General features: G+C 70.8%; 14 protein-coding genes. 7 read left to right on the forward strand and 7 right to left on the reverse strand.

Translation table 11 applies throughout. The annotated features are described in order from the left end of the window. The 3 genes from SREC43747_RS0117480 to SREC43747_RS0117490 form a co-directional block, all read left to right on the forward strand. On the forward strand, positions 1 to 242 hold a 242-nt coding region (locus SREC43747_RS0117480; protein ID WP_029722636.1), incomplete at its 5' end, for a GH25 family lysozyme. Positions 243 to 477: 235 nt separating this feature from the next. Next, positions 478 to 2,124 carry an alkaline phosphatase D family protein gene (locus SREC43747_RS0117485; RefSeq protein ID WP_029722637.1) on the forward strand — a complete coding sequence of 549 codons (1,647 nt, stop codon included), beginning with the start codon at positions 478 to 480 and terminating at the stop codon, positions 2,122 to 2,124. Continuing rightward, positions 2,121 to 3,392, forward strand: a complete 1,272-nt coding sequence (locus tag SREC43747_RS0117490) for an alkaline phosphatase family protein (protein ID WP_037332477.1) — start codon at positions 2,121 to 2,123, stop codon at positions 3,390 to 3,392. Before SREC43747_RS0117485 ends, SREC43747_RS0117490 begins: the two co-directional genes overlap by 4 nt. 91 nt (positions 3,393 to 3,483) lie before the next feature. On the opposite strand, the gene purL is transcribed toward SREC43747_RS0117490, so the two are convergent. Genes purL through purS form a run of 3 tightly spaced genes read right to left on the reverse strand, consistent with a single transcriptional unit; the run spans position 3,484 to position 6,685 of the window. Beyond that, positions 3,484 to 5,775 carry a phosphoribosylformylglycinamidine synthase subunit PurL gene (gene purL, locus SREC43747_RS0117495; protein WP_029722639.1) on the reverse strand — a complete coding sequence of 764 codons (2,292 nt, stop codon included), beginning with the start codon at positions 5,773 to 5,775 and terminating at the stop codon, positions 3,484 to 3,486. Beyond that, positions 5,772 to 6,449, reverse strand: a complete 678-nt coding sequence (gene purQ / locus SREC43747_RS0117500; protein WP_029722640.1) for a phosphoribosylformylglycinamidine synthase subunit PurQ — start codon at positions 6,447 to 6,449, stop codon at positions 5,772 to 5,774. The genes purL and purQ overlap by 4 nt, the downstream gene beginning before the upstream one ends. Further along, a complete protein-coding gene (gene purS / locus SREC43747_RS0117505) occupies positions 6,446 to 6,685 on the reverse strand; it encodes a phosphoribosylformylglycinamidine synthase subunit PurS (protein WP_029722641.1) in 240 nt (79 codons plus the stop codon). The genes purQ and purS overlap by 4 nt, the downstream gene beginning before the upstream one ends. A 261-nt stretch (positions 6,686 to 6,946) precedes the next feature. On the opposite strand from purS, the gene SREC43747_RS0117510 reads away from it, so the two are divergent. The 3 genes from SREC43747_RS0117510 to SREC43747_RS0117520 all read left to right on the forward strand — a co-directional run bounded on the left by SREC43747_RS0117510 (position 6,947) and on the right by SREC43747_RS0117520 (position 9,141). Further along, positions 6,947 to 7,357 carry a hypothetical protein gene (locus SREC43747_RS0117510; RefSeq protein ID WP_029722642.1) on the forward strand — a complete coding sequence of 137 codons (411 nt, stop codon included), beginning with the start codon at positions 6,947 to 6,949 and terminating at the stop codon, positions 7,355 to 7,357. A 69-nt stretch (positions 7,358 to 7,426) separates the two neighbouring features. Continuing rightward, complete coding sequence (locus tag SREC43747_RS0117515; RefSeq protein WP_029722644.1) at positions 7,427 to 8,437, forward strand: NAD-dependent epimerase/dehydratase family protein; 1,011 nt, start codon at positions 7,427 to 7,429, stop codon at positions 8,435 to 8,437. Between the two features lie 68 nt (positions 8,438 to 8,505). After that, positions 8,506 to 9,141, forward strand: a complete 636-nt coding sequence (locus tag SREC43747_RS0117520) for an MBL fold metallo-hydrolase (RefSeq protein ID WP_029722645.1) — start codon at positions 8,506 to 8,508, stop codon at positions 9,139 to 9,141. 51 nt (positions 9,142 to 9,192) lie between these two features. On the opposite strand, the gene SREC43747_RS0117525 is transcribed toward SREC43747_RS0117520, so the two are convergent. From SREC43747_RS0117525 to SREC43747_RS0117535, 3 genes are all read right to left on the reverse strand, one after another. Further along, a complete protein-coding gene (locus SREC43747_RS0117525) occupies positions 9,193 to 9,597 on the reverse strand; it encodes a hypothetical protein (protein WP_051388124.1) in 405 nt (134 codons plus the stop codon). A gap of 79 nt (positions 9,598 to 9,676) precedes the next feature. After that, the gene (locus SREC43747_RS0117530) at positions 9,677 to 10,390 is read right to left on the reverse strand and encodes a DUF2334 domain-containing protein (RefSeq protein WP_236623256.1); all 714 of its coding nucleotides are present in this window, start codon (positions 10,388 to 10,390) and stop codon (positions 9,677 to 9,679) included. A gap of 123 nt (positions 10,391 to 10,513) precedes the next feature. Then, on the reverse strand, positions 10,514 to 11,407 hold the full coding sequence (locus SREC43747_RS0117535) for a phosphoribosylaminoimidazolesuccinocarboxamide synthase (RefSeq protein WP_029722648.1): 894 nt from the start codon (positions 11,405 to 11,407) through the stop codon (positions 10,514 to 10,516). Between the two features lie 83 nt (positions 11,408 to 11,490). On the opposite strand from SREC43747_RS0117535, the gene SREC43747_RS0117540 reads away from it, so the two are divergent. Then, the gene (locus SREC43747_RS0117540; protein ID WP_029722649.1) at positions 11,491 to 12,141 is read left to right on the forward strand and encodes a TenA family protein; all 651 of its coding nucleotides are present in this window, start codon (positions 11,491 to 11,493) and stop codon (positions 12,139 to 12,141) included. Positions 12,142 to 12,148: 7 nt separating this feature from the next. Here the strand turns inward: SREC43747_RS0117540 and purB are convergent, their stop codons facing one another. Further along, positions 12,149 to 13,582: an adenylosuccinate lyase gene (gene purB, locus SREC43747_RS0117545; RefSeq protein ID WP_029722650.1), complete on the reverse strand. Its 1,434-nt coding sequence runs from the start codon at positions 13,580 to 13,582 to the stop codon at positions 12,149 to 12,151. Between the last annotated feature and the right edge of the window lie 148 nt (positions 13,583 to 13,730).

The following is a 13,730-nucleotide window of genomic DNA, read 5'->3' on the forward strand; positions in this document are numbered from 1 at the left end:
CCTACCACGACCGCACCGGCCGGTACCCGGTCATCTACACCAGCACCAGCTGGTGGAACCAGTGCGTGAACGGGGACTTCAGCTCCACCAACCCGCTGTGGGTGGCCCGCTACGCCGACTCCGTGGGCGACCTGCCGTACAACTGGTCGATCTGGACGTTCTGGCAGTACACCTCATCTCCATTGGACAAGGACCTGTTCAACGGCTCGTACGAGAGGCTGCAGGCCCTGGCGAAGGGTTGAGCCCAGCGCGCCGCGTCCTCCGTCCGGGCGGTACCGCCCCCGCGGTACCGCCCGGGGCTCTTGTCCACCTCGGAGTCGTTCTCCGCGGCTGCTTCGAACGGCGCAGCCCACTGGTCCGCACAGCTGATCGAAGCTCGAATGACCGGTGGATCCGGCGTGCGGCCCCGCCAAATTTCCGATAAATATTCACGTTTCTGCTGTACCTGCCCGCCGAGATCCGGCAGGATGCCGTCGCGTGATCGAAGTGAACCGCCGAACCGCGCTCAAGACCGGTGGAGCGGTGGCCGCGATGCTCACCAGCAGCGGTCTGGCCAGCGCCGCCCCCACCGGCGGGTCCGGTGGGTCCGATGTGTTCCGCCACGGCGTGGCCTCCGGTGATCCGCTGCCCCACCGGGTCCTGCTCTGGACGCGCGTCACGCCCGAACCGGCGGCCACCCCGGGATCCGGCCGCGGCCGGGAAACCCGAGTGGACTGGGAGATCGCCACCGACCAGCAATTCCGGCACGTCGCAGCGCACGGATCCACCACCACCGGCCCCTGGCGGGACCACACCGTCAAGATCGACGCCGCCGGGCTCAACCCGAACACCTGGTACTGGTACCGGTTCCGCGCCAACGGCGCCATCTCCCCCACCGGCCGAACCCGCACCGCCCCGGCCACCGGGACCGCCGTGCCCCGACTGCGCGTCGGTGTGGTCTCCTGCGCCAACTACCAAGCCGGGTACTTCTCCGCCTACCGCCACCTGGCAGCCCGCGACGACCTCGACGCGGTCATCCACCTCGGCGACTACATCTACGAGTACGCACCGGGCGAGTACCAGGCCGGTGACGAACTCGTCCGGGCGCACGACCCGGCCGTGGAAACCACCACGCTGGAGCACTACCGGCGCCGGCACGCCCAGTACAAGAGCGATCCCGACCTGCAAGCCCTGCACGCCCGCGTGCCGTTCATCGCCACCTGGGACGACCACGAGATCGCGAACAACACCTGGTCCGACGGCGCCGAGAACCACGACGAGGACACCGAAGGCCCCTGGGAACAGCGCAAACGAGCCGCTTCCCAGGCCTACGCCGAGTGGATGCCGGTGCGCTACGAACCCGGCCGCCCGCTCTACCGGCGCTTCACCTTCGGCGACCTCGCCGAACTGTCCATGCTGGACCTCCGCAGTCACCGCAGCGAGCAGGTCAGCAGCCCGCTCAGCCCCGGGACCACCGACCCGGACCGCACCATCACCGGTGACGCCCAAATGGACTGGCTCACCGACTGGTTGAAGCACGCCACCGCGCAGTGGAAGCTCATCGGCAGCTCGGTGATGATCACCCCGGTGCGGTTCCCCGCCACCCTGTCCATCGGAGAACGCCGCGGACTGGCCGAACTCACCGGCACGCCGCTCGTCCAAGGCCTGCCGTACAACGTCGACCAGTGGGACGGCTACCAGGCCGACCAAGCCGAACTGTTCGGCGTGCTGCGGGACTGGGGCATCCGCGACACGGTCTTCCTCACCGGCGACATCCACTCGGCGTGGGCGACGGACCTGCCGGCCGACCTCAGCCGCTACCCGTTCAACGGCAACTCGATCGGCACCGAACTGGTGTGCACCTCGATCACCAGCGACAACATGGACGACATCCTGCGGGTGCCACCGCGCACCGCATCGGTGGCCGTCGAAGCGGCGATCCGGCTGAACAACCCGCACATCAAGCACGTGGAACTCGACTCGCACGGCTACTCGGTCCTCGACATCACCCCGGAACGGGTACACATGGACTGGTTCGCGCTCGCCGACCGCACCGATCCGGGGAGCACCGCGGCGCGCTCGGCCTCGTTCGCGGTTCCCGCCGGAAGCCAACGGGTCACCGAAGCCCCGGAGGGCCTGCGGTGACCCGGAGAACCCTGAGCCGCCGCAGCTTCCTGCTCGCCACCGGCGCCAGCGGTGCCGCGGTGGCGCTGTCCGCCACCTCCACCACGGCCTGGGCATCCTCCACACCGGACCTGCGGGTGTACGTGCTCGTGGTGGACGGTTGCTCCCCCGAGGAGATCACGCCGCAGCTGACGCCGAACCTGCACCGCCTGCGCAGCTGCGGCACCAACTACCCGCAAGCCCGCTCCCTGCCGGTGATGGAGACCATCCCGAACCACGTGATGATGATGTCGGGGGTGCGCCCCGACCGCAGCGGAGTGCCGGCGAACTCGATCTACGACCGGGAAGCGGGCGTGGTGCGGACCCTCGACCAGCCCACCGACCTGCGCGCTCCCACCCTGCTGGACCGCCTGCACGACCGCGGCCTGGTCACCGGCAGCGTGCTGAGCAAGGAGTACCTGCACGGGATCTTCGGCGACCGGGCGACCGTGCGCTGGGAACCGGACCCCGTCGTGCCGATCAGCGGGCACGCCCCGGACGCCGCCACCTGCGACGCACTGATGTCCATGGTGGACAGCGCGGATCCGGTGCTGGTGTTCGCCAACTTCGGGGACACCGACCGGGTCGGGCACGTCGACCTCACCGGGACCACGCTGCGGGCGGCCCGCCGAGCAGCCCTGGCCAGCACCGACTTCCAGCTCGGCCGGTTCGCGGACTTCCTGGTCAGGACCGGGCGCTGGGACAACAGCATCCTCTTCGTCCTAGCCGACCACTCGATGGACTGGTCGAAACCGCACCGGGTGATCTCGCTGCACCACGCGCTGGCCGCCGACGAGCTGCTGCGGGACAACACCGCGATCGCCCAGAACGGCGGGGCCGAACTGCTGTACTTCACCGGGCCGGAAGCCGAACGGCCCCGAGCGGTGGAACGCATGCGGGAACTGGCCGCCGCGGAGGAGGGAGTGCTGGCCTGCTACCGCCCCGAACAGCTGCGCCTCGGCCCGGAAGCCGGTGACCTGGTGGTCTACTGCAGAGCGGGGTGGCGGTTCACCGACCCGACGGTGGTGTCCAACCCGATCCCCGGCAACCACGGGCACCCGGTGACCGAGCCGATCCCGTTCTTCGTCACCGGTGGTCATCCGGCGGTGCGGCGCGGCAGCACGTCGAGCACCCGGGTGAGCACAGTGGACATCGCACCGACGGTGGGTCGGCTGTTCGGACTGCCCGCCCCGCCCGGCGGCTACGACGGGAGCGAACGCACCGAAGCCCTCGAGCTCTCCCGGCTGTGACAGCACCGCGGGCAACCCCCGCGGAAACCGCGAAACGGAGCAGGGGGCTTCCCGCCACCAGCGACCGGGAAGCCCCCTGCTCGTCGCGTCGTCAGCCGAAGAGCTCCGGCAGGGTTCCCTGCCAGGCCTCCCGCAGCTCCGCGAGCGGAAGGGTGCCGACGTCCTGGATGTCCACCGCCGGGTTCTCCGCATCGGCGACCCCGATCCGGTACCACGGCAGGCCGCGAGCGGTGCACATCTCGGTGAACCGCAGCTCCTCGGTGCGCGGCACCGCCACCAGCACGCGGCCGGCGGACTCGGAGAACAACCACACGAACGGGTCGGCGCCCTCGGGCAGCACCACCCGGGCACCGCACTCGCCGATCAGCGCCATCTCCACGACCGCCTGCGCCAGACCGCCCTCGGACAGGTCGTGGGCGGCCGAGATCATCCCGTCCCGGGAACCGGCGACCAGGACCTCGCCCAGCAGCTTCTCGCGGGCCAGGTCCACCTTCGGCGGAACCCCGCCGAGGTGGCCGTGCACCACCTTCGCCCACTCGGAGCCGCCGAACTCGTCCCGGGTCTCCCCCAGCAGCAGCAGCGTCTCGCCTTCCTCACCGCCGATGCCGGTGGGGATGCGCCGGGTCACGTCGTCGATGGCGCCCAGCACCCCGACCACCGGGGTCGGCAGGATCGCCCGGTCCCCGGTCTGGTTGTAGAAGCTGACGTTCCCACCGGTCACCGGGATGCCCAGTTCCCGGCAGGCGTCGGCCAGACCGCGCACCGCCTGCTGGAACTGCCACATCACGCCCGGGTCCTCCGGCGAACCGAAGTTCAGGCAGTTGGTGACCGCCAGCGGCGTCGCCCCGGTGGTGGCCACGTTCCGGTAGGCCTCGGCGAGCGCCAACTGCGCGCCCGCGTACGGGTCGAGGTAGGTGTAGCGGGAGTTGCAGTCGGTGGCCACCGCGATGCCCCGACCGGTCTCCTCGTCGATGCGCAGCACACCGCCGTCGGACGGCTGGGCGAGCACCGTGTTGCCGCGCACGTAGCGGTCGTACTGGTCGGTGACCCACTCCCGGGAGCACAGGTTCGGCGAAGCCACCATCCGCAGGATGGTCTCGCGCAACTCCTCCGGGCTGCTCGGGCGCGGCAGCTCGTCCGGCGTGTTGGCGACGATGTCGTCCTGCTCGGCCGGCCGCGCCACCGGGCGCTCGTACACCGGGCCCTCGTGGGCCACCGTGCGCGGCGGCACGTCCACCACCAGCTCGTCGTGCCAGTAGACCTGCAGCCGGTCGCCGTCGGTGACCTCACCGATGACCGTGGCGGTGACGTCCCACTTGCGGCACACCTCCATGAAGGCGTCCACATCGGACGGCTTGACGACGGCGCACATCCGCTCCTGGGACTCGCTGGAGAGGATTTCCGCCGGGGTCATCCCCTCCGCCCGCAGCGGCACCCGGTCCAGGTCGATGCGCATGCCCCCGTCACCGGCCGAAGCCAGTTCGGAGGTCGCGCAGGACAACCCGGCCCCGCCCAGGTCCTGGATGCCCACGACCAGACCGGCCCGGTAGAGCTCCAGGCAGCACTCGATGAGGACCTTCTCGGTGAACGGGTCGCCGACCTGGACGCTCGGCAACTTCTTCCGGCCAGCGCCGGACTCGTCGCCGTCGAAGGTCTCCGAAGCCAGCACCGACCCCCCGCCGATGCCGTCCAGCCCGGTGCGCGCCCCGAACAGGATGACCTTGTTCCCCTTGCCGCTGGCGTGCGCCAAGTGCAGGTCGTTGGTCTTCATGACCCCCACGCACATGGCGTTGACCAGCGGGTTGCTGGCGTAGGACTCGTCGAAGACCACTTCCCCGCCGATGTTCGGCAGGCCGAGGCAGTTGCCGTAGCCGCCGATGCCGGCGACCACTCCGGGCAGCACGCGCTTGGTGTCGGGCGCGTCGGCCGGCCCGAACCGCAGCGGGTCGACGACCGCGACCGGGCGGGCGCCCATCGCCATGATGTCGCGGACGATGCCGCCGACACCGGTCGCCGCCCCCTGGTAGGGCTCCACGTAGGAGGGGTGGTTGTGGCTCTCCAGCTTGAAGGTGACGGCCCAACCGTCCCCGATGTCCACCACGCCGGCGTTCTCCCCGATACCGGCGAGCATCTTCGCGCGCATCTCCTCGGTGGTGGTCTCCCCGAAGTACTTCAGGTGCACCTTCGAGGACTTGTAGGAGCAGTGCTCGCTCCACATCACCGAGTACATCGCCAGCTCCGCCTCGGTGGGCCGGCGGCCGAGGATGTCCCGGATCCGGGCGTACTCGTCGTCCTTGAGACCCAGCTCCCGGTAGGGCTGGTCGAGGTCCGGTGTGGACTTGGCGCGCTCGACGCTGTCCACCTTCGTCACGATGTCGGTCACGCTGCCACCAGTGCGTCGAGAACGGACAGGAACATGCCGAGGCCGTCGTCGGTGGGCCCGGTCAACGGGTCGATCGCGTGCTCGGGGTGCGGCATCAGGCCGGCCACCCGCCCGCGGGCGTCGGTGATGCCGGCGATGTCCCGCTGGGAGCCGTTGGGGTTCTCCTCCGCGTAGCGGAACAGCACCCGCCCCTCGCCTTCCAGCTCGTCGAGCACGGCCTTGTCGGCCATGTAGTTGCCCTCACCGTGCTTGACCGGGATGAGCAGCTGGGCCCCCGGTTCGTAGCGGGTGGTCCAGGCACTGGTGGTGTTCTCGACGGTCAACCACTGGTCTCGGCAGACGAAGTGCAGCCCCGCGTTGCGGGTGAGCACGCCGGGCAGCAGCCCGGCCTCGCACAAGATCTGGAAGCCGTTGCAGATCCCCAGCACCGGCATGCCCTTGCGGGCGGCGTCGATCACCGAGGTCATCGCGGGCGCGAAGCGGGCGATCGCACCGCAGCGCAGGTAGTCGCCGTAGGAGAAACCGCCCGGCACGATGACCGCGTCCACTCCGCGCAGGTCCGCGTCGGCGTGCCAGAGCTCCACCACTTCGGCACCGGCCCGGCGCACCGCGCGCTGGGCGTCCACGTCATCCAGCGTTCCGGGGAAAGTGATGACACCGATCTTCGCGCTCATGCTTCCACCCGGCGCACAGTCCAGTCCTCGATCACCGGGTTGGCCAGGACCGTCTCAGCGATTTTGGCGATCGTTTCGTCGTCGACCGAGTCGGCGACCTCGAGTTCGAAACGCTTTCCCTGGCGGACTTCCAGGACCCCCTCGAACCCGAGCTTGGGCAGCGCGTTGGCCACTGCCTGCCCCTGCGGGTCGAGGATCTCCTGCTTTGGCATTACGTCGACAACGACTCGGGCCACGGGTGCAGCTCCCGATTCCGTGCTTGTCCACCGCCGTCGAACGGCCGGGTGGAAGGCCAGCAGTACTTCCAAAGGGTAACTAAGCTGCGGTTTCGCTCGAACCGACGGGGCAGCCGGGTGGGCAACAGCACACCGGGCGGGAGCGAGTTTGTGCTCTGCGCCACTTTCCGGGGGGTGCGCTGAACCTTTTCCCCGCCCCGCCGTCTCTACCAACGGGAACTACCCCAACGGGGACAACCACATGAACTGAGGGGATTACAGATGCGATCCATCAAAAAGCTGGCTGCGGCGACTCTGATCGGCGGACTCGCGCTGACCGTTCCGGCCCCGGCGTTGGCCGTGGCCGACGACCCCGCTCCGGCGAGCGCATCGACCGCGACGGCCAAGGCGCCGTTGACCTCGGACAAGTCCGTGGTGAAACCGGGGGAGACCGTGGTGCTGCGACTCGACCACGGTCCGGAAGGGCTCAACTGGATCTCGTCCAAGGCTTTCGTCAAGGACCGGGAGCACCCGATGGGCGCCGATGAGGGCGTCGCCCAGGTGGTCAGCGACCGGGCGGGCCAGGCCGAGGCCGTCGCCACGATCGCCGACGTGCCGGCCGGCACCTACACCGTGCACACGCGGGTCGGCGGCGGCGCCGGGCCGACCATGACGATCACGGTGGTCCGCTGACGGCGAAAAAGCGACACCGGCGGCGAAAACGATTAGCCACCCCAGTGCCGCCCTGGCATCGTGAACCGCATGAGACTGCTGGTGCTGGGCGGCACTGCCTTCCTGTCCCGCGCGGTCGCCGCCGCGGCCGTGCGGGAAGGGCACGAAGTGGTCTGCGCGGCCCGCGGCCGCAGCGGTTCGGTGCCCGCGGGGGCCCGGTTGCTGCCGGTGGACCGCGACCGGGGCTTGGACGGGCTGGCCGGGCAGCGGTTCGACGCGGTCGTCGACGTGGCCACCATGTCGCTGCGCTGGGTCCGGGACGCGCTGGCCCAACTGGGGGCGACCGCCGGGCACTGGTGCTTCGTGTCCAGTGTGAACGTCTACGCCGACACCCGGACGCGAGGCCAGTCCCCCGGCGCTCCGCTGCTGGAACCGGCCGCGGAAGACCCGCCGGCCGGTGCGGAGGCGATGCCTTCCGCGGAGGTCTACGGGGCGGTGAAGGTCGCCAGCGAGAACGCGGTGCGCGAGGCGGTGGGCGACCGGGCGTTGATCGTCCGACCGGGATTGATCTGCGGCCCCGGTGACGTCTGGGACCGGTTCGGCTACTGGGTGATGCGGTTCACCCGGGGCGGCCGGGTGCTGGTGCCGGACTCCCCGGAGCAGCCGATCCAGTACATCGACGTGCGCGACCTGGCCGACTGGTTGGTGCTGGCCGCCGAACAGCGGGTGACCGGCACCTACGACGCCGTCGGCCCGGTGACCGAGCTGCGGGAGCTGCTGCGCGGCATCAGCGCGATCACGTCCCCACCGGGCACCGAGTTGGCGGCGGTGCCCCCGGAGGAACTGCTGGCCGCCGGGGTCACCCCGTGGTCCGGCCCCAAGTCCCTGCCGCTGTGGGCGCCGGAAAGCCACTGGGGCCTGCCCTCGCACGACCCCGGACCGGCCGCCGCAGCAGGTCTGCGGGTCCGCCCGGTGGAGGACACGGTTCGAGCGGTGCGGGGAACCGAGCAGCAGTTGGGTTTCGACCGGCCCCGGCACGCCGGGCTCACCGCAGCGGAGGAGACCGGTCTGCTGGAATCCCTGCCGTGGCGGCTGTGGTGACTCGACTCCGGCCGGCAGAAGCGGAATCCTTCACCGCAGCGAGCTTCACCGCAGGGAGGAGCAAGTTCGTGCAGATAACCCACTTCGGACACTCGTGCGTGCTGGTCGAGACCGCGACCGCGCGATTGCTGTTCGACCCGGGGAGTTTCTCGTCCGGGTTCGAGCAGCTCCGCGACCTGACCGCGGTGCTGCTGACCCACCAGCACCCGGACCACGTGGACATCGATCGCCTGCCCGCGCTGCTGGAGGCCAACCCCGCGGCCCAGCTGATCGCCGATGCCGGCACGGTCGCCATGCTGGCGGACAAGGGGCTGCAGGCCCGGACCGCGCGCGCCGGTGAGACGTTCGAGCTGAGCGGGACGGCGGTGCACGCCGTCGGCGGTGAGCACGCGGTGATCCACCCGGACGTCCCGGTGATCGACAACGTCGGCTTCGTGCTGGAGAACGGCGCTTTCTACCACCCGGGGGATTCGTTCTTCGTGCCCGAGGAACGGATCGACGTGCTCGGCCTGCCCACCGGGGCGCCGTGGCTGAAGCTGTCCGAGGCCGTGGACTTCCTGCGGGCGGTGGCGCCGCGGACCGCGGTCCCGATCCACGAGGCGGTGCTGTCCAGGCCGCAGATGCACTACCGCATGTTCGAGCAGCTGCGCCCGGAGAGCACCGAGATCAAGGTGCTCACCGCGGGACGGCCGGCGGAGCTGTGAGCGGTGGCCGGTGGAGCGCCGCCGCAGGCGCTCCACCGGCCACCGGTTCGGTCAGTCGTCGTTCACGTCGTCGGCGTCGTCATCGTCGTCGAGGTCGTCCTCGGGGCCGTCGTCGAGGTCGTCGTCGCGTTCGTAGCGGTCGTCGAGGTCATCGCCGCGCTCGTGGCGGTCGTCCAGGTCGTCCCGCTCGTACCGGTCGTCGAAGTCGTCCGCGCAGGTGTCCTCGCCGAAGAAGTCGTCGTCGACGCCGGGCGGGCACATCGGGAGCGGCTGTCCGGGCGGCTCCGGCTGGCCGCCCTGGGCCGGCTCGACCTCCGGCAGGTCGATCTGCTGCTCGACCGGGGCCGGCGGTTCCGGGGTGGCGGGGTCGGACGCCAGCGCCACGCCGCCACCGACGAGCCCGATCAGGCCAGCAGCTGCGGCGACCGCCAACGGGGTGTGCTTCGAGGTGCGCATCTGGTTCCTCGCTTTCGCGTGCTGTTCGCTGACGGTTCCCAGACTGCTGGTCGATCTTGAAAGCGCCCTGAAACGATGATTAAGGGATCTTCACCTGGGCGTCCGACCCGAATTCGCCGTAGGTGGCGGGCAGCGCCCGGTGGTGCAAGGCCAAGTCCACCGCGTCCAGCAGGGCCTGCCGCGCCCCCGGTTTGCGGAGGTCAGCGGCCTCGGCGGCGATCCGGACCGGCTTGCCGCGGCGGGCCGCGCGCCCCACCCCCATCACCAGGGCGCGGCACCACCACGGCTCGGCGCGCTCTCCCGGCCCGAGCGCGTGCACGCGAGCCCGGTGCACCCGACCGGTGCGCAGTTCCCGGATCGCGACCGCGTCCGCGCACACCGCGAACCCGTGCCGGCGCAGCGCGGTGATCGTGCCTGGCGAGGCGAACCACCGGGACGGCACGAAAGCACCGGTGCGCAACCCCACGCCCGCCAACCGCCTGGTCACCGCGACCAGCCGCAGCGCTGTTCCCCGGGCCCCGCCTTCCCCGAGGCGGCGCCGGTGGAGCCGGGGCAGCAACCCCTGCCACGGCGCCTCTCCGCGGGCGAAACCGTGCAGGATCAACGCGTCCCGGTGCTGCAGCCGCTGCACCACCCAGGACAGCACCGGCGGGGCCGGGAGCAGCTGCCCGGTTCCTCGCGGCGACAGCAGCAACGAGAGCGGCACCGATCGACGATCGAGCTCAGCGGCGAAGGAAGCGCACTCCTCCAGCAGTTGGCAATCCAAACCGGACAGCGACACCACCAGCGGCATGCTCACGCCGCTCATTGCGCCGGCCGGAGGTGACCTTCCCCTGACCCGCAGGTGTCGCCCGGGCGCCGGTTCCGCGAACGCACCACCAGGAACGGCTCAACAGCAGGTGGCGCGGAACCCAACTCACGCCGACGGCGCCGGCCAGTCGTCGAACGAGCGACCGGTGATCCGCTCGTACGCCTCGATGTAGCGGGCGCGGGTGGCGGCGACGACCTCGTCGGGCAGCGGTGGCGGCGGCGTGTCGGAAGCCCGGTCCCAGCCGGAAGCGGGCGAGGTCAACCAGTCCCGCACGTACTGCTTGTCGAACGACGGCTGCACCTGGCCCGGGGTGTAGCCGTCCGCCGGCCAGTAGCGGGACGAGTCCGGCGTCAACACCTCGTCGCCCAGCACCACGGAGCCATCGGCGGCAACCCCGAACTCGAACTTGGTGTCGGCCAGGATCACCCCGCGCTCCCGGGCGTGCTCGGCGGCCCGCCGGTAGATCCGCAGCGTCAGCTCCCGCAACTGCTCGGCCCGCTGCCGACCCACCGTCTCCACGACCGCCTCGAAGCTGACGTTCTCGTCGTGCTCGCCGATGGCCGCCTTGGTGGCCGGGGTGAAGATCGGCTCCGGAAGCCGCGAAGCCTCGGTCAACCCCTCCGGCAGCGGAACCCCGCACACCGACCCGGTGCGGCGGTAGTCGGCCAACCCGGACCCGGTCAGGTACCCGCGCGCCACGCACTCCACCGGCAGCATCTCCAACCGGCGCACCAGCAGCGCCCGGCCGCGGACCTCCGCCGGGATGCGGGGGTCGTCCGCCGAGACCAGGTGGTTGGGCACCTCGTCGGCGAGCAGCTCGAACCAGAACACGCTCATCGCGGTCAGCACCCTCCCCTTGTCCGGGATCGGGGTGCTCAGCACGTGGTCGTACGCCGAGATGCGGTCGGAAGCCACCAACAGCAGGTGCTCTTCGTCCACGGCGTGCAGCTGGCGGACCTTCCCGGCCGCGATCTGGGGGTAATCGGCGAGTGCAACCACGCCGACGATTCTCCTCCACCCGCCACCGCCGGTCGCAGGCGGGCATAGTGGGCCGCAGGAACACCCGATGCGGAGGAGGCGCGGTGGCGGAGAACTTCACCGACTGGCTGCGGCAGCGAAGCGAACCGGTGTGGACCGAAGTGGTGACCCACCCGTTCACCAGAGCCCTGTTCGACGGCGTGGTGCCCACCGACCTCATGCGGTCCTACCTGGTGCAGGACTACCAGTTCATCGACGACTTCCTGGCCCTGCTGGGCGCGGCCCTGGCGAAGGCCGACCGCTACTCGTCCCGGCTGGCCATCGCCGCCAGCATCACCACCGTCACCAGCACCGAGAACACGTACTTCCAGCGGGCGTTCGACGCGCTGGGAGTGCCGGAGGCCGAGCGGGAGCACCCGCAGCTGGACCAGGCCACGGTCGCCTTCCAGGAGCTGATGCGGGACACCAGCAGCAGGGGCAGCTACCCCGAGGTGCTCACCGTGCTGACCGTCGCCGAGTGGAGCTACCTGGAGTGGGCGGTGCGGGCACCGGCGACGCTGCCGGAGAACTTCGTGCCCGCCGAGTGGATCACCCTGCACAGCACCCCGGACTTCCGAGCCTGGGTGCAGTGGCTGCGCGACGAGCTCCACCGGGTGGGCTCCGAACTGGACGAACGCGACCAAGCCCGGTGCCTGCGCCTGTTCCAGCAGGCCACCCGGTGCGAGCTGGACTTCTTCAACGCCCACTGGCGGTGAGCGGGGCTCACAGGATGTCGCCGGGGCGGTACTCGGCCGCCTCCGGGTAGCGGGAGACCACCTTCTCCACCTTCGCCACCACTTCGGCGACCTGGCCGGACGCCGCCCCGGTGAACGCCAGCCGGTCGGCCAGCAGCTGCTCCAGCTGCTCCCGGCTCAGCGGCAGCCGCTCGTCGGCGGCCAACCGGTCCAGCAGGTCGTTGTGCTCGATCCCCTGCTCCCGCATCGCCAAGGCGACCGCCACCGCGTTCTCCTTGATCGCCTCGTGCGCGGTCTCCCGTCCGACCCCGGCCCGCACCGCGGCCATCAACACCTTGGTGGTGGCCAGGAACGGCAGGTACCGGTCGAGCTCCCGGGAGACCACCGCGGGGAACGCGCCGAACTCGTCCAGCACGGTCAGCAGCGTCTCCACCAGGCCGTCGAAGGCGAAGAACGCGTCAGGCAGGGCCACCCGGCGCACCACCGAGCAGGAGACGTCGCCCTCGTTCCACTGGTCACCGCTGAGCTCGGCGGTCATCGACACGTAGCCGCGCAGGACCACCGCCAAGCCGTTGATCCGCTCGCACGAGCGGGTGTTCATCTTGTGCGGCATGGCGCTGGACCCGACCTGGCCGGGTTTGAACCCCTCGGTCACCAGCTCGTGCCCGGCCATCAGCCGGATCGTCTTGGCCAGGCTGGACGGCGCGGCGGCCAGCTGGGAGAGGGTGGTCACCACCTCGAAGTCCAGCGACCGCGGGTACACCTGGCCGACGCTGCTGAAGGTGCGGCCGAAGCCCAGGTGACCGGCGATCCGGCGCTCCAGCTCGGCCAGCTTGGCGGGGTCCCCGCCGAGCAGGTCCAACGCGTCCTGCGCGGTGCCGACCGGGCCCTTCAGGCCGCGCAGCGGGTAGCGGATCAGCAGCTCTTCCAGCCGGTTGAAGGCGACCAGCAGCTCGTCGGCGACGGTGGCGAAGCGCTTGCCCAGCGTGGTCGCCTGGGCGGCGACGTTGTGCGAGCGCCCGGCCATGACCAGCTCGCTGTGCTCGGCCGCCAGCCGGGCCAGTCGGGCCAGCACCGCCACGGTGCGGTCCCGGACGTGCTCCAGGCTGCGGCGGATCTGCAGCTGCTCGACGTTCTCGGTGAGGTCCCGGGAGGTCATCCCCTTGTGGATGTGCTCGTGCCCGGCCAGCGCGTTGAACTCCTCGATGCGGGCCTTCACGTCGTGCCGGGTGACGCGCTCCCGGGCAGCGATCGAGTCGAGGTCCACCTGCTCGAGCACGCGCTCGTAGTCGGCCAGCGCCTGCTCGGGGACCTCGACGCCGAGGTCGGCCTGGGCGCGCAGCACCGCCAACCACAGCCGTCGCTCCAGGATGACCTTGTGCCGTGGTGACCACAGCTCGACCAGTTCCGGCGAGGCGTAGCGGGCGGCGAGGACGTTGGGGATGCTGGGCTTGACCGTCACGAACAGCGAGGATACTTGCGCGCTCGTCCGCGCCCGCACCCCGCCGGTGGCCGCCGCCCGTGCGCACCGGCCAACCGCGGCTCACCCCGTCAGGTCGAGGTCCGGCGCTGCTCCTCCGGCCCCGCCGGCTGCGGCTGGGCCTGCCCGG

The sequence above is a fragment of the Saccharopolyspora rectivirgula DSM 43747 genome, from assembly GCF_000497205.1.
GTDB lineage: Bacteria > Actinomycetota > Actinomycetes > Mycobacteriales > Pseudonocardiaceae > Saccharopolyspora > Saccharopolyspora rectivirgula.

What these genes read in the sequence shown, in the direction of transcription:
- purQ (WP_029722640.1), bottom strand. Translation starts at nt 6,449, where the DNA reads ATGAGCGCGAAGATCGGTGTCATCACTTTCCCCGGAACGCTGGATGAC.
- SREC43747_RS0117510 (WP_029722642.1), top strand. Translation starts at nt 6,947, where the DNA reads ATGCGATCCATCAAAAAGCTGGCTGCGGCGACTCTGATCGGCGGACTC.
- SREC43747_RS0117515 (WP_029722644.1), top strand. Translation starts at nt 7,427, where the DNA reads ATGAGACTGCTGGTGCTGGGCGGCACTGCCTTCCTGTCCCGCGCGGTC.
- SREC43747_RS0117525 (WP_051388124.1), bottom strand. Translation starts at nt 9,597, where the DNA reads ATGCGCACCTCGAAGCACACCCCGTTGGCGGTCGCCGCAGCTGCTGGC.
- SREC43747_RS0117530 (WP_236623256.1), bottom strand. Translation starts at nt 10,390, where the DNA reads ATGCCGCTGGTGGTGTCGCTGTCCGGTTTGGATTGCCAACTGCTGGAG.